A 20,819-nucleotide genomic window follows, 5' to 3' on the forward strand; every position below is an offset into this window, starting at 1 on the left:
ATGGACCATAACAAGGGCATCTACTGGCATCAGGGCATGTTCATGCAGCCCCAGCACTTTCAGCTGGCGTCGCTGCACGAGCAGTTCCGCAACAAGCCGGTCGTCGAGACGGGCCTGCCGCATTTCTGGGGCGCGGGCGCGCTCGATATCGCGACGGGCGCCATCGCGAGTCAGACCATCGAAGTGCGGGCGGCCAGGCTGATCTTTCCGGATCGCACGTATGTCGAGTTTCCCGGCAACGCGGTGCTCGCGCCGCGTTCGTTCGACGCCAGCACGATCGGCGAGGGACGCGCGCTGACGGTCTATCTCGGCGTGCGCAAGTTCGCCGCCGAAGGCAACAACGTGACGATGTGCGCATCGCCCGATGACGCCGCCGCCGCGTCGACCCGCTACGCGAGCCTCGAACGCCCCGCCGACGTGCCCGACCTGCATTCGGACGGACCGGCCGCGCCGGTGCATACGCTGCTGCACGTGCTGAAGGTGTTCTTCGAGGGCGAGACCGCCAATCTCGGCCAGTACGACCTGATTCCGATTGCGCAGCTCGCCCGCATCGGCGATACGGTGACGCTGTCGGAGCGTTTCATTCCGCCCGCCTACGCGCTTGCCGGCTCCGACGCGCTGCTGCGCATCGTGCGCGAGATTCGCGACGATGTCGTCGGCCGCGCGCATCATCTTCAGGAATTCAAGAATCCGCGCGAGTTGCAGAAAGCCGAGTTCGATCCCGGCTACATGATGCTGCTGCTCGCGATGCGCACGCTGTCGCGCGCCGCGCCGAACCTCGTGCATCTGACGCAGACGCCGACCGTGCATCCGTGGCATCTGTACGGCGAGTTGCGCAGTCTCGTCGGCGAGCTGAGCGCGTTTTCCGAGCGCTTCGACATGCTCGGCGAGGCGCAGGACGGCACGCCGGGCCTGCCCGCCTACGATCACGCCGATCTCTACAACTGCTTCTCGCGCGCGCAGGCGCTGATCGGTTTCCTGCTCGGCGAGATCGCGATCGGGCCGGAGCATCTCGCCGTGCTCGACTATCGCGACGGCATGTTCGCGGGCGATCTGCCGCGTGCGTTCTTCGACCGGCGCAACCGCTTCTATCTCGTGCTGCGCACGGAGCAGGCGGCCGCGCAGGTCGTCGACGGCGCGCTCTACGACGCGCGTCTCGCCAATGCCGCCGATGTCACGCGGCTCGTCGCGCACGCGCTGCCGGGGCTGGAGCTGATCCATCTGCCGAACGCGCCGCAGGGCATGCCGCGCCGCGCGTCGTCGAACTACTTCCGGATCGAGCAGGTGAGCGAGCTGTGGGACGCCGTCGAGCGCGACGAGAACATCGCGCTGCAATGGCCGGACGCGCCGCAGGATCTGCGCGCCGAAATCGTCGTGCTGCGGAGATAGTATGACGCTCGCCGATACCCTCATCCCCCTTTTCGCGCAGGTCCGCGCGTTCTCGCGCTCGCCGATGGGCGATGCCGCGAGCCTGACCGCGCAACTCGACGGCGCGATCGCGGCCGCGCGGTTGCGCGCGCATGACGCGGGCTTCGCGCAGACCGACATCGACGAGGCGCTGTTCGCCTTCAACGCGTGGGCCGACGAGCTGCTGCTCACGACGCGCTGGGACGGCGCGGCGCAGTGGCAGCGTCATCTGCTGCAACGTCGCTACTCGAATGTGAGCAACGCAGGCGTGGTGTTCTACGAGCGCCTCGCGCAACTCACGCCTTCGCAGTTGGCGGTGCGCGAAGTGTTCTATCTGTGTCTCGCGCTCGGCTTCGGCGGGCGTTATGCGTACGACCGCAACCAGAAGACGCTGACCGATATCCGCCGCACCAATCTCGCGATGCTGCTGCCCGACGCCGAACAGCTCGGCGCATCGGCGCGCGCGTTCCTGTTTCCGGACGGCTATCACGTCGCGGGCGATGACGCCGCGGCGCGCCAGCCGACCGCGCGCGCGCGTTTCGCCACGCGCCTCACGCGCGGCAAGGTGACCGCCATCCTGTTACCGCTCTTCCTGCTGGCGCTGCTGTATGGCGTGTATCACACCGTCGTCGCGCAGTCCGTCGATACGCTTCTCGCGCAGATCCATCTATGAAAACGCTGGGCATCGCATTGCTGTGGCTGTTGACGCTGATCGTCGTGGCGCTGGTCGGCTGGGGCGTCGTCCTCTATTTCGGCTGGCCGCTGTGGGTCGCGCTCGCGATCTTCGTCGGCGTGTTCGCGCTGTACTTCTTCATCGCGTTCGCGCGCCGCATGATCGTGATGATGCGTTCGCGCAGCCGGCTCGCGGCTCAGAGCGCCGCCATCCATGTCGAAGCGCCGGCCGCGTCGCCCGAAGCGCTCTTGCGGCGCAAGTGGAAGACGGCCGTCGCCACGCTGCGCCATTCGAATTTGCGCAGCAAGGGCGATCCGCTCTACGCGCTGCCGTGGTTCATGGTCGTGGGGCAATCGGGCACCGGCAAGACCACCGCGCTCACGCGCGCGCGGCTTTCGTCGCCGATCCAGAAGATCAGCCAGCAGGCGAACATCGGCCAGACGGCCAATTGCGACTGGTGGTATTTCGATCGCGCGGTCGTGATCGATTGCGCGGGCCGTTACGTGCAGGCGGAGGACGTCGAGCAGGATCGGCGCGAATGGGAAGTCGGTCTCGATCTGCTCGGACGCTACCGGCCGCGCGAAGGCCTCGACGGGCTCGTGCTCGCGGTCAGCGCGGACCGGCTGATGATGCCCAACGCGGATACCTTCGCCGATGAAGGACGCATCGTGCGGGCGCGCATCGAGCAGTTGATACGCATGTTCGGCAAGCGCTTTCCGGTGTATGTGCTGGTCACCAAGTGCGACCGTCTCTACGGCTTCGAGGAATGGGCGAAGACGCTGCCCGCCGATGCGCTCGATCAGGCGATGGGCTATCTCGCCGAAGAGAGCGAGGCGGGCGTGGCGGGCGCATCGGGTGAAAGCGCGTTCGTCGCGCGGGCGTTCGATTCGATCGGCGCGCGGCTGCAGGCGCTGCGTCTCGCGCTGGTATCGCGCGAAGCGCAGGCGTCGCCCGAACTGCTGATGTTCCCGAACGAACTGGCGCAGTTGCGAAACGGCCTCACGATGTTCCTCGGCACTTGCCTTGCCGACAGTCCGTATCTCGAACGGCCGCTGTTGCGCGGCATCTTCTTCAGCAGCGGCCAGCAGGAAGGCGGCGCGATGTCCGCGCTGATGGGCTCGCTGTTGCCGGCGTCGCCGTCGCATGCGGGCGACACGGCGGGCGTGTTCCTGCACGACTTCTTCGGCCGCATCCTGCCGCAGGACCGCAACGCCGCGAAGCCGACCTTGCTCGTGCATCACTGGCGGCGCGTCACGCAGAGCGTGGGCGTCGTCGCGTGGGTGCTCCTGCTCGCGATGTTCGGCATCCTGCTGTCGGTGTCCTTCGCCGGCAACAGGCAGACGCTCGCACTTGTGCAGAGCGCGCGTCCCGACAAGGTCTCGCTCAATGGCAACCTGTTCCACGACGCCGCCGCGCTCACCTATTCCAACGACGTGCTGACGCAGGTCGCGCAGAACGACCGGCGGTGGATGTCGGGCCTGCTCGGCAACGGCGCGGGGCTCGCCGCGCTCGAAGCGCGTCTGCATGACGTGTTCGTGCAGCAGTATCGGCAGGCGATCCAGCCCGCGGCCGACCAGAGCCAGCAGACCTCGCTCGCGGCATCGGGAGGACAGGCGGGGCAGCCGGTCGAAGCGGCGCGGCAGGTGCTGAATCTGGCGCGCTCGATCGCGCTGTTGCGCGCGCGGCTCGACGGCGCGGATCGCGCGACGCTCGAAGCGATGCCGCAGCCGGTCGCGTCGCCGCTCTATCCGGCGCAATTGAACGCGCAGCTCAATCCGCTCACGATCTCGTATCTCGTGTGGTCGCCGAAGGACGCGGGCTATCTGCGCGATCGGCTGAAGGATCAACGCGCGCTGCTCGATCAGGCCATCGCCGCCGATCCGCAGATGTCGTGGCTCGTCGGTCTCGTGCCGGACGGCGGCGATGTCGCGTCCGTGCGTGCCGCCGATTTCTGGGGCGGCAGCGCGCAATCCGCGACCACGAGCATGCAAACGGCAAACGGCAGCGTGACGGGTGCCAGTGCGGGTGCCAGCGCGGGTGCCAGCGCCACGAACATGACCGGCGTGACCGTGCCCGCCGTGTACACCGTCGCGGGCCGCAAATCGCTCGACGATCTCGCGAAGCAGATTCGCGCGGCGCTCGTCGATCCCGCGCAATTCGACCGGCAACGCGCGGCGTTCGACGACTGGTATCGCACCCAGCGCGTGATGGCATGGCAGAACTTCGTCGAGGCATTCACGAGCAACGCGACGCCGTATTCGGGCGAAGCGGGCTGGCGCTCCGCGCTCGGCATCGTGAGCGGGCCGGCGAGTCCGTACTTCCGACTCGTCGCGCGGCTCAACGAGGAATTCGACGGCGAGCGCGCCGACGCGCCGCTGCCCGGCTGGATCGTCCTCGCGCGGCAATTCCAGCAGTTGCGCGAGCAGACGACCCGCATGGGCGCGGCGAATCAGGCGGTCAGGATGGCGGGCGCGATCAACGCGGTCGGGGCATCGGCGATCAAGGACGTGCTCGCGGGCGCGCCGCAACGCGGCAGCCAGGCGGTTGCCAACAACCTCGGCGCGGTCGATGCGCTGACGCAGTATCTCGCGGGACTGAACAAGCTCGCGATCGACAGCGGCGCGGGCAGCGGCAAGAGCTATCAGCTCGCGGCGGACTTCGCTCAACTGACGACGAGCGCACAGCCGCAGCCGTCCGAGATGATGAACGCGCTGCAGCCGCTCACGCAGTTGCGCACGCTCATCGGCACCGGCGATGGCTCCGACATGCTGACCTGGCGTCTCATTCGCGGTCCGTTCGATTTTCTCGCGGCGTATATCGAACAGCAGGCGTCGTGCGAATTGCAGCGCGGCTGGGAGTCGGGCGTGGTGTTTCCGTTGCAGGGCGCGACCGACAAGAGCGCCGCCATCGATCAGCTCTTCGGCGCGAAGGGCGCGGTCTGGGCGTTCGCGGACGGCGCGGCCAAGCCGTTTCTGACGCGCAATGCGAGCCGCTACGGCATCGTCGAGACGCAGGGTTTCAGCGTGCCGTTCACGTCGGGCTTCGTGCCGATGCTCAATGGCGCGTTCGGACGTCAGCTCGCGCAACAGCAATCCGCCGCGCGCAGCGCTGCCGACAAGCAGGCGCAGCAGCTTCAGGCGCAGAAGGCGCAACTGGACGCGCAACAGGCGCTCGATCAGCTCGACCGCACGCTCGCGACGGCGAAGCAGCAGGCCGACGCGGCCCGCGCGCTGACGGTGCCGCTCACGCTCACGGCGCAGCCGACCAACGTCAACGCCGATGCGCAGGCGAAGCCCTACGCGACGATTCTCACCGTGCAATGCGCGTCGGGCGTGCAGACGCTGAACAACTACAACTTTCCGGTCAGCACGAGCTTTGCGTGGACGGCGGGACAGTGCGGCGATGCGCGTCTGCAGATCAAGATCGGCAATCTGACCTTGAATCGCAACTATGCGGGGCCGCTGGGCGTCGCGGCGTTCCTGAAGGATTTCGCGGATGGCCAGCGTCAGTTCACGCCCGCCGATTTTCCGGCGAGCGAGTCGGCGCTCAAGGCGCTCAACGTGCAGTCGCTGACGGTGAGCTTCTCGGTGACGGGCGGCGATCAGGTGACCGACGCCGCGCACAGGATCGAGCTTTACGAGACCTTGCAGAAGACGACGGCGCAACAGAAGCAGCAGATCCAGGACGCGCAGACGCAGCGCCAGCAGATGAACATCGTCGATCAGCTCGCGGTGATGAGTCCCGGCATGCCGCCGCTGCCGGCCATCGTGCCGACGGTGGCGAGCACGCCGGTGACGCTGGCCGAACTCGGATTGCCGGCGACGATCGGCGCGTGCTGGCGCGGTCAGACGCCGTCGATGATGATGACGGGGCTTTGAGGGCGGCGCGCGGGACGGATCAAGTAATCAACCGCACCGCGATAGCCACATCCAGCGGTGCGATACGCGCGAGCAGCGCCGCCGTCTCCGCTTCGTTCTGATCGTTGCGGCTCAGGATCGCGAAGGCGGCGCGCAATGCATCGGCGGTGAGTTCCGGGTCCCACGACGCCACGCCGTAGCGATCCACTTCCGCGACGAGCGCGCGCGCGAATGCATCGAGGCGCGCGCCCGGACGATGCTCCAGCAGCAGATCGCACAAAGCCGTGCGCAGACGCAGGCGCGTGCCGACCGCGGCGGTTTTGTCGATGGCGTCCTGCAGACATTGCGCGGCGGCGCCGAGATCGTTGTCCGCGGCGAGCGCACGCGCACGCGAGAGCACCGTAAGCAACGGGTCCGGCGCGGCGGCCGCGCCCGCATCGCCACCCGACGACGCCAGCGAGCCGAGCCATTGCACCGTGTCTGCGTTCGCGAACGGCACGCCGTTGGCAAATTTCAGACGCTCGATACCTTCCATCCGCGAGACGAATTTCGCGGTCTCGCTGCAGACTTCGCGGCGCGCGGCGCTCCACGCATCGCCGAGCTGGGCGAGGGCCATCGCGGCGGCATGGTTCAGATCGAGCCAGAACGGATACGTCAGCACCTGCGTTTCGGCGAAACCGACGATATCCATGTGCGCCGCACGCGACTGCAGATTGCGCAGGGCATCCTGCAACGGCGCGATCGGGCCGGGAAGCCGCGTCTCCGAGCCCTGGGCATTCGGCGCATGCTCGACGCCGGCCCACACGCCCACGCGCCGCAACCTGAACCCGAGCGCGCTCGACGGCTCGTTCTGCGCGTACCAGTTGCCGATGGCCGCGAGCCGGTCGAGCGTTTCGTCGGTGGCGTGGATGGCGCTGTCGGATGAATCGACGGCGAGCGGCGCGAGCGGATCGGCTTGGATCGCGGGCGCGGCTACTGGCGCTGGCGCGGGCCGGGGCGCAGGGGCGGGAGCCGCAGCGACAGGCTCCGGCTCGACCACAGGCTCGACGACAGCCACAGGCTCCGGCTCCGGCTCGGCAAGCTGCACCGTGCCGAGCAACGCCCGCAGCGGTTGCATCGAAGGCGCGTCGGCGTCCTTGTCGGCGAGCACGCTGTCGATGCCCGCGAGCGCCGCGCGCAGACCATCGACGAGCGCGGCATCCTGCGGCGGCCAGCTCGACCAGTCATGCTCCTCGCCATGCGCGCGAACGCGGTCGATCAGCCATTGAATCGCGTTGCGCCGCGCGCGCAGCCGCGCGACCGGCGGATAAAGCTGCTCCCAATGCGTGGCGAGCAGTCCTTCGAGCATCTGCGCGCCGTCGTTCAGACCGGGCAATCCGCGCGTGATCAGGAGCGCGCCCGTCAGATAGCTCGCGACGAGAATGTCCTTGCCCTTGCCCGCCAGCAGCCCCGACGACAACTTCACCACCTGTTCCCAGTCCGGCGCGCCGCTCGCGGCCGGATTGGTCAGTTTGGCGATTTCGTTTTGCAGCAGATCGAAGTCGGGATCGTCGCGCACGTCGACGCCGCAGGGCTGCGCGTCGCTGATGGGTTGCAAGCCAAGGCTCTTGAAGTCGGTCACGGCGTTCTTTGCAGGTGATGAGAGTGAAGGGGCGCGCTCAGGTCCACAGATGTTCGATGTCGGTATCGAAGATATAGCCCGCGCCGCGCTCGGTGCGCAACAGCGCCGGCTTCTTCGGATCGGTCTCGATCTTGCGCCGCAGCCGCAGAATCTGCACGTCGATGGCGCGATCATAGATGTCATCGAAGGCGCGCGTGCTTTCGAGCAGCTTTTCGCGCGTGATGATGCGGCCCGGCGCGTTCAGAAACGTGACCAGCAGATTGAACTCGGAATTGGTGAGCGGCACCGTCGATTGATCCGAGGCGCTCAGGCGGCGTGTGTTCAGATTCAGCGTCCAGCCCGCGAAGCGATACGCGTTCGGCAGCTTGCCGCGCGTGAGCGGCGCGGCGGTCGTCGCGCCCGCGCGGCGCATCACCGCGCGCATGCGTGCGAGCACTTCGCGCAGCGAGAACGGCTTCACGATGTAGTCGTCCGCGCCGAGTTCGAGGCCCATCACGAGATCGGCTTCGTCCTTGCGGCCCGTGATGTACATGATCGGCACCTGCCCCTGCGTTTGCATCTGCTCGCGCCAGCGGCGCGCGAGGTCGGTGCCGTCGCCATCGGGCAGGCCGAGATCGAGCAGCACGAGGTCGTAGCGCTTCGCGGCGAACATGCCGATCGCCTCCTGCGCGCTCGCGGCGCCGTCGGCCTTGTAGCCGTGTCCAGAGAGATATTCGATCAGCAGGATACGCATCGAATGATCGTCGTCGACCACGAGGATGCTGTGTTGCGGCTGCAGAGTCATGAGAAGTCCTTCAAGGCTGATGCGGCGGCGCGTGCGAGCGACTCGCGGTCGATGGGCCGGCTCAGGACGACGACACGCGCGGCGAATCCGATGTCGTTCGCGGGCAGGCTGTCGGCGGCGGCGATCACGAGCGCGAGGTCGTCGTCGGCTTGGGTGGCTGCGTCGAGCGCTTCGTGTGCGTCGGCGTAACCGATCGGCTCGAAGCCCATTTCGGCGAGCCAGTCCTCGCAGCGTTCGCGCGAGCCGGGATCGGCGTCGATCAGCATGACGCGTTCGCCGTTGCCGAGCGGTTCGGGCGGTTCGGGCGGTTCGTGACGTTCGTGCGGGGACGCGGGCACGGGCGCCTTCGTCAACAACGGCAGCACGAGCCGAAAGCGCGTGCCCTCCGGTCCCGTCGCGATGGCGACGCCGCCCTGATGCTCGCACGCGACGCCCGCGACGATCGCGAGGCCGAGGCCCGAGCCGCCGCCTTTCGCGCGCACCGAAAAGAACGGTTCGAAGAGATGCTGGAGATGTTCGGCGGGAATGCCGGGGCCGTCGTCTGCGACGTCCACCCACGCGATGGCGCCCGGCGGCGTATCACCGATGGCGAGCGGCTCGTCCATCGCGAGCGCGCTGCCGACGCGCAGCACCACGCGCGAGCGCGCCGCGAGGCTCGCGTTGCTCGCAAGGTTCAGCACGGCTCGCACGAGCTGGCCGCCGTGCGCCGCGACGAACAGGCGCGAATCGGCGCCCTCGAACTCGATGACGACGCCGTTGCGGCACAACGGCCGCGCAAGCGTGACGCTTTCCCGCACGATCGTCATCAGATCGAGCGATTCGCGCACGCGATCCCCGCGCCGCGCCGCCAGCAGGATTTCCTCGGTGAGTTCATAGCCGCGCGCCGATGCGGCCTGCACTTCGCGCAGCGGTTTGCGCGCGGCCGAGTCGTGCGAGAGCCGGTCGCGGGCGATTTCGGCGTAACCGTCGACGGCCGCGAGGATGTTCTTGAAGTCGTGCGCGACGCCGCCCGCGAGCAGACCGAGCGATTCCATCCGTCGTCCGCGCTCCAGCCGAAGCGCTAGCTGCCTGCGCTCGCGCACGGTCACGGCCACGAAGAACGTCAGAATCGCGAGCCCGGCCATGTCGATTTGCAGGTTCCACGCGCTTTCGGCGTTCTCGTAGTGATACGGGCCGAGCTTCATCAACGTCAGTCCGACGCCGAGCACCGCGGCCGTGCCGAGCGTCGTCGCGGCGGCCGCCAGTCCGCCGTAGATGGCGGTGCCGGCGAGCAGCAGCGAGACGACCGCGCGCTGCACCTGTTCCGACACATGCAGCGCCGCCGCGCCGAGCAGCAACGCGACGACCGCGACGCTGCACGCGAGCGCGAAGAGCGGTTCGGCATGACGCGCGTTGCCCGCGTCCGCCGGCGAGCGCGCGCGCCACGCGAGCACCGCCGGCACGAGCACCAGCACCGCGACGCCGTTGCCGACGAAGAGCGTGCGCCATTCGCGCCACCAGCCGTCGTGACCGAGGTCGCTGGCGAGCGTCGCGCCGAGCATCGACGTGACGCCGATGCCCGCGAGCGGGAGCAGCAGCAGAAAGCGCATCAGGCTCGTGGTGGTGACGATCGTGCCGCTGGCATCGACATAACGCCGGCCGAGCCACGCGCACAGCGCCACTTCGAGCACGTTCAGCACGCAGAAGCCGAGATCGCTGCGCCATGACGTGTTGCTGAAATCGCCCGTCGCGGCGATCGCGATGAACACCGCGAGCAGGTGGATGGGCCAGCGTCGCGGAGCCATCGGCCAGAGTATCGCGATGGCGATGGCAGGCGCGGGCCACGCGATCGCGGCGAGCGTGCCCGCGCTTTCCAGATGCGCGACGGGCCGCGCGAGCAGATAGCAGAGTATGCCGAGCACGACGGGATCGGCGAACGCGCGCAGCGTGCTCGTCGATGGCGCGGGTGCCGGTGTCGGGCGAGGCATGTGCGGATCGCGCCCGCTGGTTCCGCGAAAGAGATTCGCTAGAAAGTTCTGCCGGATGGAGAGTGACATGAGCAGTGAACGAGCGGGCAGGGGCGATGTTTTACGTCGACGAAGGCTTCATCGAATGACGATTCCTCCGTGATTATTTCGGCAGAAACAGGGGGAACTTGAATGGGTAGTTACCGCGCCGGCGACGCTTGCAATTCACCCGACCGTCGGATAAGGTCACCAGCGCCTTCGGTCAGGACCGCCTGGGCGAGTCGGAAAACAGCGCCGCATCGCGCGAGCGAAACATCCCGCGCCGACACAATGAAAGCAGCACATGCGTTCGAACAAGTCATCACCTTCGATGGAAAAAAACGCGATGAACGATTCGACCCGCCCGCCGGCGACCGCGATCACGACGAACATCACGTTGCGCGCGGGCATGGAAGAGCCGTTCGCCGCCTGGCAATCCCGGTTCACGCATACGGCCACGCAGGCAGCGGGATTTCTCGCACTCGACATCGCGCCTGCCTTCGCGGGTTCATACGACTGGCGGATCATCCATCGATTCCGCTCCCCCGAGGCGCTCGAAGGCTGGCGCACGTCCGTGCTGCGCGCGCACCTGTTCGCCGAACTCGCACCGATGCGCGATCCCGCGACCGCCGCATTCGACGACGAAACCGTGCACTCGCTCGATCCGCTTTCGTGCGTCACGGAGGTCATCATGACCGTCGTGGAACCGGGCAAGGAAGGGGTTTTTCGGGCGTGGGCGGAAACCATTCAGGCGAGCCAGTCGAACTTCCCCGGCTACATGGGAACGCTGGTTCAGGCGCCGGTTTCGGATGAGATGCAGTACTGGACGACGCTCGTGCGCTTCTCCACGCCCGCGCAACTCGATGCATGGCTCGGCTGTCCTGCCCGCAAGCAGTTGCTCGAACAGGTCGAACCGCATATTGCCAGGTGGAAAAGCTACCGGATGGCAAGCCCTTTCGCCGGCTGGTTTCCGGAGACGGGCAAGCGGTCGCCGGCGGCCTGGAAACAGTCGGCGCTCGTGCTGCTCGTGCTGTTTCCGGTCGTGATGCTCGAACTCAGGTTCCTGAGCCCGCTGCTCGCGGGGCAGCATGTGGCGATCGCCACGTTCATCGGCAATGCGATCAGCGTGTCGCTCGTGTCGTGGCCGCTCATGAAGATCGCAGTGCTTTGCATGGGCTGGTGGCTGCGCCCTTCGCCTGCGCGGCGCTGGCGTCGCGAAGCGCTGGGCGCCTGCACCATGCTGACGCTCTATATCATCGAACTGGCGATATTCATGCTCGTGTTCTGAAGCGTCATGTGAACGGTCAGGGCCGCTGCCGTACCGATAATCGGGCGGCTATTGCTGCTGACGTTTGATGTAGATGCGGCGATAGATGATCGTCCAGACCGTCAGTCCGCCATACACGACGTACCGGACCCACGTGGAGAGCCGGCCCGCGTCCGGCTCGGACAGCGCGAGCGTGATCCACAGGCGGGCCAGATTCTCCCCGACGAGGCCGATGCCCCACACGACGGTCATCAGCCGGATGGATCTGGCGAGCGCCGGGCGCGATTGCCATCGCGCGTCGAATTCCGCCTCGCCGCCCTGCTTTTCGCGTGACATCGTCGAGCGCGCGAGATAGAACACGAGCGGCCGCTCCAGAAAGAGCGAAAGCAGAAACAGCACGCCGATGATCCCGCTCACGGCAGGGTCGCGCGCTTCGCCCATCCAGCGCGACGCGCCGGACAGCAGCACCATCAGCGACATGGCGATGCCCGCCAGCACCAGAGCGCTCAGCGCATCGAAGTGCCGGTAGCGCACGACATCGATGATCATCCACACGACGAGCGGCACAGCCGAAGCGATGAGCGCGTCCACCACGCCGTAACGGTCGATCGTGATCCGGTAGGCGAGCGCCGGCAATGCCACGTTCACGACAAACGCGAGCGCATAACGTGCGGACGGAATCATCATCGACCTCTCCCGGTCATGCCGTTTCTTCCGACGGATCATCGATACGTCCCTGATCCGGGATCGTGTTGCGGTATCGGCGCGAACGACTATGCTTAGCGATGCATCTCCCCCGACGTTTTCGTGGCATTCCCAGCTCACGTCAAGAAGGAAACGATCATGTCCACGCAGGCTCATGGCTACGATATTCTGCACAATCCCCGGCTCAATCAGGGTTCCGCTTTCTCGCAGGAGGAGCGCCGGAAATATCGCCTGGAAGGATTGCTGCCGCCCGGCGTGACTTCGCTGGAGATTCAGATCGCGCGCACCCATGCGCAACTGTCGAATCTCGACAACGACCTGCAACGATACCTGTTCCTGTCCGACCTGCAGGCGCGCAACGAGACGCTCTTCTATGCGCTGCTCATGTCCGACCCGGCGACTTTCATGCCGATCGTCTATACGCCGACGGTCGGCGAAGCGTGCCAGAAGTTCGACCATGTGTTCAGGGCGACGCGCGGTCTTTATGTGCCGATCGACGCGCGCGGGCGCGTGAAGGAATTGTTGCGCAACTGGCCGGAACAGGATGTCCGCTTCATCGTCGTGACGGACGGCGAGCGCATTCTCGGACTCGGCGATCTCGGCGTCGGCGGCATGGGCATTCCGATCGGCAAGCTCGCGCTGTACACCGCCTGCGCCGGCGTGCCGCCATCGGTGTGCCTGCCCGTCACGCTGGATGTCGGCACGAACAACGCGTCCCTGCTCGACGATCCGCTCTATCTCGGCCTGCGGCACGAACGCGTGCGCGGCGACGACTACACCGCTTTCGTCGATGAGTTCGTGGAGGCGGTGCAGGCGCTCTATCCGAAGTGCTGCATCCAGTGGGAAGACTTCGCCAACTTCAACGCGGTGCCGCTGCTCGCGCGCTTCAAGGACAAGGTTTGCACCTATAACGACGATATTCAGGGCACCGCCGCCGTGGCGCTCGCGGGCATCTACGGCGCGCTGCGCATCTCGAAGCAGAAGCTGACCGACCAGCGCTTTCTGTTTCTCGGCGGAGGATCGGCGGCGACGGGCATCGCCGAACTGATCAGCGCGGCCATGGCGCTGGAGGGTCTGGATATCGACTCGGCCCGCAAGCGCAACAGTCTCTTCGACATCAACGGACTGATGGTGCAGTCACGCACCGATCTCGCCGATTTTCAGAAGGTCTTCGCGATCGATCACGCGCCGATCGACACCTTCGTCGATGCGGTCCGGACGCTGAAGCCGACGGGCATCATCGGCGTGAGCACGGTGCCGAAGCTCTTCAGTCAGGCGGTGATCGAAGCGATGAGCGAGATCAACGAGCGCCCGATCATCTTTCCCTATTCCAATCCGACGTCGCGTTCCGAGTGCACGGCGGAAGAAGCGTACCGATGGTCCAACGGCCGCGCGATCTTCGCGAGCGGCAGCCCGTTCGAACCGGTGCAGATAGAAGGCCAGCAGTTCGTGCCGGGGCAGGGCAACAATGTCTATATCTTTCCCGCGATGGGCATGGCGGTGTTCGCCACGGAGGCCACGCGCGTGACGGAGGACATGTTCATCGTCGCGGCGAAGGCGGTGGCCGAGCAGGTCAGCGACGAGAGCCTCGACAAGGGCCTCATCTATCCGCCGCAAAGCCGCATCCTGGAGGCGTCGATGCATGTCGCGGCTTCGGTGGCGGCGTACATCTTCGATCATGGCTTCGCGCGTGTCGAGCGGCCCGCCGATCTCGCCGCGCATATCAAGTCGGCCGCGTATGCGCCGGCTTATCGGCCGCTCTAGCCGGAGCGTGTGAATCAGCGATTCGGCAGCGCCGCTGTCGCGATCTCGCTCGCGCTGTCCAGTTGCTCGACATGCCAGCACTTGTCGATCAGCGCGCGCGTCTGCTGCTGCGTGAGAATGCCGTCCGCCAGATCCGAGAACTTCGTTTCGAGCTGCTGATCGGTCATCGGCACCTGCGTGCTGCCGATCGCGTGCTCGATGTATTTATGCAGCTTGCGCCCGTCCTTCAACGTGATCGTCATGTCGACCTGTTCCGGCTTGATGTTCGGATCGACGATCGCATTCACCTTGTCGCGCAGTTCGACCGTCTTCGGGTCGCGCACCTTGGCGTCGCTGAACTGCTTCTCGCCGGCGGCGCCGTCGATGATGGCGATCGCCACCGCGTGATAGATGCTGAACTTGCCTTCGAGCCCGATCTGCGGCGTCTTCTTGCCCGTCAACTCGATGACGAGCGGATGCACGCGAAGATCGATGCGCTCGATCTGATCCGCGCTCAGGTGCTCCTGATTGCGTAGCTGGATCGCCGCATCGATAGACGGATGAATGACGATGCCGCACGCGAAGGGCTTGTAAGTGTTCAGCGTCGATTCCCAGTGCGAGCCGAGAGAGTCTGTGATCTCGCGGTAGTCCTGCTTCGTGCTGATCGTGTTGGCCCAGCCGCGTTTCGCTTCGATCATGCCGTCCGAGCTCGTGTAGTTCTGGGCCGCGAGCAGCGCCGCGAAGATGCCGTTCGCGGCGGCGCGCCCAGGATTGAAGCTCTTGTTCATCGAGCCGAAGGACTCGCGCAAACCCACCGGCTGCGATGCCGCGAGGCCGAGCGCCCACACCATCTGCTCGACGCTCAGTCCCATCAGTTTGCCCGTCGCCGCAGCGGAGCCGAACACGCCGCATGTGCCGGTGATATGCCAGCCGACATCGTAATGATTCGGATACACCGCGTTGCCGATGCGCAGTTCCGTTTCGACGCCCAGCACGAGCGCGTTGAGAAAGTCCTTTCCCGTGACCGGACGATATTGCGAGTACGCCAGAATCGCCGACGCGACCGGTCCCGCCGGATGGATGATGGTCTTCAGATGCGTGTCGTCGTAGTCGAAGATATGACTGCTCACGCCGTTGATGAACGCCGCGTTCATGATGTCGAAGCGCTCGGTGCGGCCCAGCAGATTCGCCTGCGGCGGCCCGGAGAACGGAGTGAGCGCGGCGACCGCCCGATTCACCGTCTCGTCGTGCGATCCGCCCACGGCGACGCCGACCCAGTTCATCAACGTCCGCACGCCTTCCTTGCGCACCGGCGCGGGCAGATCGCGATAACCGGTTTTGACGATGAATTCCGCGAGGATGCGCGTGACTCTGGGTGGCCGCGCGTTCGCGCCGCCGCTGGATGATGCGGGTGAGGCGGCGGCGTTGCTCGCCTGCGCAAACGCCGCGTTGCCGGCCGTCGCCGACGCGAATGCGCCCGCGGCGCTCGTCACGAGAAAGCCACGGCGATCGATGATGGGCATGGGACATATCTCCTTGTGCGGGCAGTCCGCCGGAGCGGAAGATGTGATCCGCGAGCAAGTATCATTCCGCGCGAGGACGGCCATCGAGGGTTTTCCCCGATGCTCGCCCGTGTCGATTAACACTGCGATGCATCGTCGTAGAGATGTGTCCAGTTTCCCACGTCGAAGGAGAACCCAGCATGACTACCGGCACCATCCGACTTCACCGTGTCTTGCGCACGACGCCCGAACGCCTCTATCGCGCGTTCCTGGAACCCGATGCGATCGCAAGATGGCTTCCGCCTTATGGCTTCACCTGTCAGGTCCATCATATGGATGCACGTCAGGGCGGAACCCACAAGATGTCGTTCCGCAACTTCGGCACGGGCAACGGCCATTCGTTCGGCGGCGAGTATCTCGAACTGGTGCCCTTCGAAAAGATCCGCTACACGGACCGCTTCGACGATCCGAACCTGCCCGGAGAGATGCAGGTCACCGTCTCGTTGCGGCAGGTGTCGTGCGGAACGGAACTGAGCATCGTGCAGGAGGGCGTGCCCGAAGTCATTCCGGTGGAGATGTGCTATCTCGGCTGGCAGGAGTCGCTGGTGCAACTGGCAAGGCTCGTCGAGCCCGAGATTCCCGACTGACGACGACTGCGACCGATCGGCTAAGATACTGCGCCCCGCATCATCAATTCATAACATGGAGTGCATTCCGTGATCCAGCCGAGCAACGTATTCAAGGACAACCTGGCCCAGATGCCCGCCATCGATGGCATCGAGCGTATCGATCTGGTCGACGGCAAGGGCGAAGTAGTCGCGAGCATCGAAAACAAGCCGGGCAAGCAGGGCTCGCTCGCGGTCTACAACTATCTGAAGCAGACGTTCGGCACGCTCGACGCGAAGGCCGCGGAGCACGGTCTCGCCGTGTTCGCCGAACATACCGCCGATGCGCGCAATCGTCCGGGCGCGCATCCTAATGTCGATCGCCTGCTCGCGGTCGCCGATGGCGGCGAAGCGCTGCGTATCGACGTGATTCAGGCGAGTTGAGCATCAGGCCCGTTCCGCCATCGACGGAACGGGCCTTCAAACGAATCAGACGCGCAACTCTACGCGCTTGATGTCCTTTACGATCACGAGATAGCTGAACACCGTGATCAGCGCATTGATGCCGACGAACGCCAGCGCGCCGTTGAACGAACCCGACTGCGCGACGAGATAGCCGATCACGATCGGCGTCACGATGCCCGCGACATTGCCGAACATGTTGAAGATCGATCCCGAAAGCCCGATGGCTTCCTTCGGCGACGTATCCGCGACCACCGCCCAGCCCAGCGCGCCGATGCCCTTGCCGAAGAACGCGAGCGACATCAACGCGACCACGACCCAGTCCGTATCGACATAATTGCAGCCGATGATGCACGACGACAGCAGCATGCCGCCGACGATCGGCGCCTTGCGCGCCAGCGTGAGCGAGCATCCGCGCCGGATGAGGCCATCGGAGATGACGCCGCCGAGCACGCCGCCCGTGAAGCCGCAGATGGCCGGCAGCGAAGCGACGAAGCCCGCCTGCAGGATCGTCATGTGACGCGCCTGCACGAGATAGATCGGGAACCACGTGAGGAAGAAGTACGTGAGCACGTTGATGCAGTACTGCGCGAGATACACGCCGAGCAGCATGCGGTTCGTGAGCAACTGCTTCACGACCGGCCAGCCCACGCTGTTCGATGCCGCCGTCGATGCGCCGCCCGCGCGGCGATGACCGCGCACGAGACCGCCGCCTTCCTCGATGTACTCCAGTTCCTGCCTGTTCACGCGCGGATGGTCCACCGGGTTCTTCATCACGGAGAGCCACGTGAGCGCGAGCACCAGACCCGCGATGCCCATCACGATATACACCTGATGCCAGCCGAACGCGTGCGTGAGCCACGCCATCAGCGGCGTGAAGATGACCGCCGCGAAATATTGCGCGGAATTGAAGATCGCCGATGCCGTGCCGCGCTCCTTCGTCGGGAACCAGCTCGCGACGACCTTTGCGTTGGCCGGGAACGCGGGCGCTTCCGCCGCGCCCATCGCGAAACGCAGCACGAACAGCGCCGTCACGGCGGTCGCCGCGCTGCCGAGCAGGCCGATGGAGCTTTGCAGCAAAGTGAAGAGCGACCACAGGAAGATACTCGCCGCATACACGCGCCGCGCGCCGAAGCGATCGAGCAGCCAGCCCGCGGGCATTTGCGAGAGCACATACGCCCAGCTGAAGGCCGAGAAGATGTAACCCATGCGGATCGCATCGAAACCGAACTCGGCGCGCATCGCCGAGCCGGTCACGGACAGCGTCGCGCGGTCCGCGTAGTTGAACGTCGTGATCACGAAGATCAGCAACAGAATGAGATAGCGCACGCGGGTGCGCTTCATGACGTCCGCGGGATTCGCGGTGCGGCTCAGCGACATGGACTTCCCCTTCATTTCGATCGTGCCGATGCACGGAGGGCCGCGTGTGCGGCCCTCATGTGCGAAGCGGTTTCCGCGCTTCGCCTGTCTCCCTTCGTGCCGCTTACTGCGCGCCGAGCTTCTTGATCAGCACGTCGAGCTGTTCGAGCTCTTCTTCCGTCAGATCGGTCAGCGGCGCGCGCACCGGACCCGCGTCGTGACCGACGAGCTTCGCGCCCGCCTTGACGATCGACACGGCATAGCCCGCCTTGCGGTTGCGGATCTTCAGGTACGGCAGGAAGAAATCGTCGATCAGACGGCCGGTGGTCGCATGATCTTCGGCGGCGATCGCGCGGTAGAACTCCATCGCCGTCTTCGGGATGAAGTTGAACACTGCCGACGAGTACACCGGCACGCCCAGCGCCTTGTAGGCGGCTGCGTAGACTTCGGCCGTCGGCAGGCCGCCGAGGTACGAGAAGCGCTCGCCGAGACGACGGCGGATCGTCACCATGTTTTCGATTTCGCCGACGCCGTCCTTGAAGCCGATCAGGTTCGGGCAGCTATCGGCCAGTTGCTCCAGCATGTCGGCGTTGAGCTTCGAGTTCGCGCGGTTATAGATGATCACGCCCATGTTCGGCACGGCCTTGCACACTTCCTCGGCGTGCGCGCGGATGCCGTCCTGCGACGCTTCGGTCAGATAGTGCGGCATCAGCAGCACGCCTTGCGCGCCTTGCTTCTCGGCTTCCTGCGCGAACGCGATGGCCGTGCGGGTCGGGCCGCCCGCGCCCGCGAGGATCGGCACCTTGCCGCGGCACACTTCGGTGGCCGTCTTCACGATCTGCGAATATTCGGGTTGCGTCAGCGAGAAGAACTCGCCCGTGCCGCCCGCGACGAACAGCGCTGAAGCACCGTACGGAGCGAGCCATTCGAGGCGTTCCGCGTAGGTGTCCGCGCGGAAGTTGCCTTGCTGGTCGAAGTCCGTGACGGGGAAGGAGAGCAGGCCTTCGGAAACGATTTGCTTCAGTTCTTGCGGTGTCGTCATGATGTGAGTGTCTCGTTGGTCAGCGACCGGCGATTGCCGAGCTTATAGGTCATCGTACAACATGAGATGACATCGGACAACTGTTTTAAACCAATAAAATCAACGGATGCGGGTAAATACTAGCCAAATGTGACCGGCTATGTTGTAGGATGACATAACTCCAGCCGCAGCCGCGCGGTGCGTTCGCTCAAGGATTCGTCAGAATGAACCAGTCCCCTCTCTATATTCGCGTCCACCCGGACGACAACGTCGCGATCGTCGTCAATGACGGCGGGCTCGGCGAAGGCGCCACCTTCTCCGATGGCCTCGTGCTGCGCGAGCGCGTGCCGCAGGGCCACAAGGTCGCGCTGAAGGATCTCGCGGAAGGCGACGCGGTGATGCGCTACAACGTGGTGATCGGCTACGCGACGAAAGCGTTGCCGAAGGGAAGCTGGGTGAACGAGCACGTGACGCGTATGCCGGCATCGCCCGAACTGCACGACTTGCCCATCGCGACGATCAAGGCGCCGGACGAGTCGCCGCTGGAAGGCTTCACGTTCGAGGGTTATCGCAACGCGGACGGCTCGGTCGGCACGCGCAATATCCTCGCGATCACGACGACCGTGCAGTGCGTCGCGGATGTCGTGCAGCATGCGGTCACGCGCATCAAGGCCGAATTGCTGCCGCGCTATCCGAATGTCGACGATGTCGTGAGCCTCGGTCACACGTACGGCTGCGGCGTGGCGATCGACGCCCCCGACGCGATGGTGCCGATCCGCACCGTGCGCAACATCGCGCTGAACCCGAACTTCGGCGGCGAAGTGATGATGGTGAGTCTCGGCTGCGAGAAGCTGCAGCCCGAGCGCCTGATGCCGCCGGGCACCATTCCGATCGCGGCTGCATCGGCGCAGATTGAAGACGTGGCCGATATCGGCGACAACACGCATGACGACAACGGCGGCGCGGTCGTGCTGCAGGACGAGGCGCACGTCGGCTTCGGATCGATGATCGATTCGATCATGCGCATGGCCGACACGCATCTGAGGCGGCTGAACAATCGCCGTCGCGAGACGTGTCCGGCGGCGGATCTCGTGGTCGGCGTGCAATGCGGCGGCAGCGATGCGTTCTCCGGTCTGACGGCGAATCCGGCGGTCGGCTTCGCGACGGATCTCATCGTGCGCGCGGGCGGGACGGTGATGTTCTCGGAAGTCACGGAAGTGCGCGATGGTGTCGCGCAACTCACGGCGCGCGCGGCGAACGGCGAAGTGGCGCAGGCGATCATTCGCGAGATGCAGTGGTACGACGATTATCTGAAGCGCGGCGGCGCGGACCGCAGCGCGAATACGACGCCGGGCAACAAGAAGGGCGGGCTGTCGAACATAGTCGAGAAGGCGATGGGGTCCATCGTCAAGTCGGGCAGTTCGGCCATTTCAGGCGTGCTGTCGCCGGGCGAGAAGGTGAAGCAGAAGGGTTTGATTTACGCGTCGACGCCCGCGAGCGATTTCATCTGCGGCACGCTGCAATTGGCGGCGGGCATCAATCTGCATGTGTTCACGACGGGGCGCGGCACGCCTTATAGCCTCGCGGAAGTGCCGGTGCTCAAGGTCGCGACGCGCTCGGATCTCGCGCGCCGCTGGCACGATCTGATGGACGTGAACGCGGGGACCATCGCGACGGGCGAAGCGACCATCGCCGATGTTGGTTGGGAGTTGTTCAGGTTGATGCTGGATGTCGCGAGCGGGAAGAAGCAGACGAAGGCCGAGGCGCTCAAGCTGCATAATGCGCTTGTGTTGTTTAATCCGGCGCCGGTGACGTGATTATCGGCCCG

The 20,819-nt window shown here is 65.6% G+C and carries 15 protein-coding genes; 8 read left to right on the forward strand and 7 right to left on the reverse strand.

Annotation, left to right across the window (positions count from 1 at the left end):
• From tssK to QCE73_RS22720, 3 genes are read left to right on the forward strand one after another with little or no spacing between them, the layout of a single operon-like run.
• Positions 1–1,389 (forward strand): type VI secretion system baseplate subunit TssK, encoded by a 1,389-nt coding sequence (gene tssK, locus QCE73_RS22710; RefSeq protein WP_309883674.1) that lies wholly within the window; start codon positions 1–3, stop codon positions 1,387–1,389.
• A 1-nt stretch (position 1,390) separates the two neighbouring features.
• A complete protein-coding gene (locus tag QCE73_RS22715) occupies positions 1,391–2,080 on the forward strand; it encodes a DotU family type IV/VI secretion system protein (protein ID WP_309883675.1) in 690 nt (229 codons plus the stop codon).
• Entirely contained in the window at positions 2,077–5,958 is a 3,882-nt protein-coding gene (locus QCE73_RS22720; protein ID WP_309883676.1) for a type VI secretion protein IcmF/TssM N-terminal domain-containing protein, read from the forward strand. The genes QCE73_RS22715 and QCE73_RS22720 overlap by 4 nt, the downstream gene beginning before the upstream one ends.
• 19 nt (positions 5,959–5,977) lie before the next feature.
• Here the strand turns inward: QCE73_RS22720 and tssA are convergent, their stop codons facing one another.
• The 3 genes from tssA to QCE73_RS22735 form a co-directional block, all read right to left on the reverse strand.
• Entirely contained in the window at positions 5,978–7,534 is a 1,557-nt protein-coding gene (tssA, locus tag QCE73_RS22725) for a type VI secretion system protein TssA (protein ID WP_309883677.1), read from the reverse strand.
• Positions 7,535–7,595: 61 nt separating this feature from the next.
• The gene (locus QCE73_RS22730) at positions 7,596–8,342 is read right to left on the reverse strand and encodes a response regulator transcription factor (protein WP_035501284.1); all 747 of its coding nucleotides are present in this window, start codon (positions 8,340–8,342) and stop codon (positions 7,596–7,598) included.
• Positions 8,339–10,309: an ATP-binding protein gene (locus QCE73_RS22735; RefSeq protein WP_309883678.1), complete on the reverse strand. Its 1,971-nt coding sequence runs from the start codon at positions 10,307–10,309 to the stop codon at positions 8,339–8,341. The genes QCE73_RS22730 and QCE73_RS22735 overlap by 4 nt, the downstream gene beginning before the upstream one ends.
• A 364-nt stretch (positions 10,310–10,673) precedes the next feature.
• On the opposite strand from QCE73_RS22735, the gene QCE73_RS22740 reads away from it, so the two are divergent.
• Complete coding sequence (locus tag QCE73_RS22740) at positions 10,674–11,615, forward strand: hypothetical protein (protein WP_309883679.1); 942 nt, start codon at positions 10,674–10,676, stop codon at positions 11,613–11,615.
• A gap of 48 nt (positions 11,616–11,663) precedes the next feature.
• On the opposite strand, the gene QCE73_RS22745 is transcribed toward QCE73_RS22740, so the two are convergent.
• The gene (locus QCE73_RS22745; RefSeq protein ID WP_309883680.1) at positions 11,664–12,281 is read right to left on the reverse strand and encodes a VC0807 family protein; all 618 of its coding nucleotides are present in this window, start codon (positions 12,279–12,281) and stop codon (positions 11,664–11,666) included.
• Between the two features lie 120 nt (positions 12,282–12,401).
• Between QCE73_RS22745 and QCE73_RS22750 the strand changes: the two genes are divergently transcribed.
• Positions 12,402–14,063: an NAD-dependent malic enzyme gene (locus QCE73_RS22750; RefSeq protein ID WP_309883681.1), complete on the forward strand. Its 1,662-nt coding sequence runs from the start codon at positions 12,402–12,404 to the stop codon at positions 14,061–14,063.
• A 14-nt stretch (positions 14,064–14,077) separates the two neighbouring features.
• Here QCE73_RS22750 and QCE73_RS22755 read toward each other — a convergent pair whose 3' ends face one another.
• Positions 14,078–15,565, reverse strand: coding sequence for an MmgE/PrpD family protein (locus QCE73_RS22755; RefSeq protein WP_309883682.1), 1,488 nt, complete (start codon positions 15,563–15,565; stop codon positions 14,078–14,080).
• A gap of 179 nt (positions 15,566–15,744) precedes the next feature.
• Here QCE73_RS22755 and QCE73_RS22760 point away from each other — a divergent pair, with 179 nt between their 5' ends.
• A complete protein-coding gene (locus QCE73_RS22760; RefSeq protein ID WP_035501288.1) occupies positions 15,745–16,191 on the forward strand; it encodes an SRPBCC family protein in 447 nt (148 codons plus the stop codon).
• Between the two features lie 69 nt (positions 16,192–16,260).
• Positions 16,261–16,593, forward strand: coding sequence for a DUF2322 family protein (locus QCE73_RS22765; RefSeq protein ID WP_309883683.1), 333 nt, complete (start codon positions 16,261–16,263; stop codon positions 16,591–16,593).
• 45 nt (positions 16,594–16,638) lie between these two features.
• On the opposite strand, the gene QCE73_RS22770 is transcribed toward QCE73_RS22765, so the two are convergent.
• Entirely contained in the window at positions 16,639–17,991 is a 1,353-nt protein-coding gene (locus tag QCE73_RS22770; RefSeq protein ID WP_309883684.1) for an MFS transporter, read from the reverse strand.
• 103 nt (positions 17,992–18,094) lie between these two features.
• A complete protein-coding gene (gene kdgD, locus QCE73_RS22775; protein WP_035501290.1) occupies positions 18,095–19,012 on the reverse strand; it encodes a 5-dehydro-4-deoxyglucarate dehydratase in 918 nt (305 codons plus the stop codon).
• 203 nt (positions 19,013–19,215) lie between these two features.
• Between kdgD and garD the strand changes: the two genes are divergently transcribed.
• Positions 19,216–20,808: a galactarate dehydratase gene (gene garD / locus QCE73_RS22780; RefSeq protein ID WP_309883685.1), complete on the forward strand. Its 1,593-nt coding sequence runs from the start codon at positions 19,216–19,218 to the stop codon at positions 20,806–20,808.
• The last annotated feature ends 11 nt before the right edge of the window (positions 20,809–20,819 follow it).

This window comes from Caballeronia sp. LZ029 (assembly GCF_031451275.1).
In the GTDB taxonomy this organism is placed as follows: Bacteria; Pseudomonadota; Gammaproteobacteria; order Burkholderiales; family Burkholderiaceae; genus Caballeronia; species Caballeronia jiangsuensis.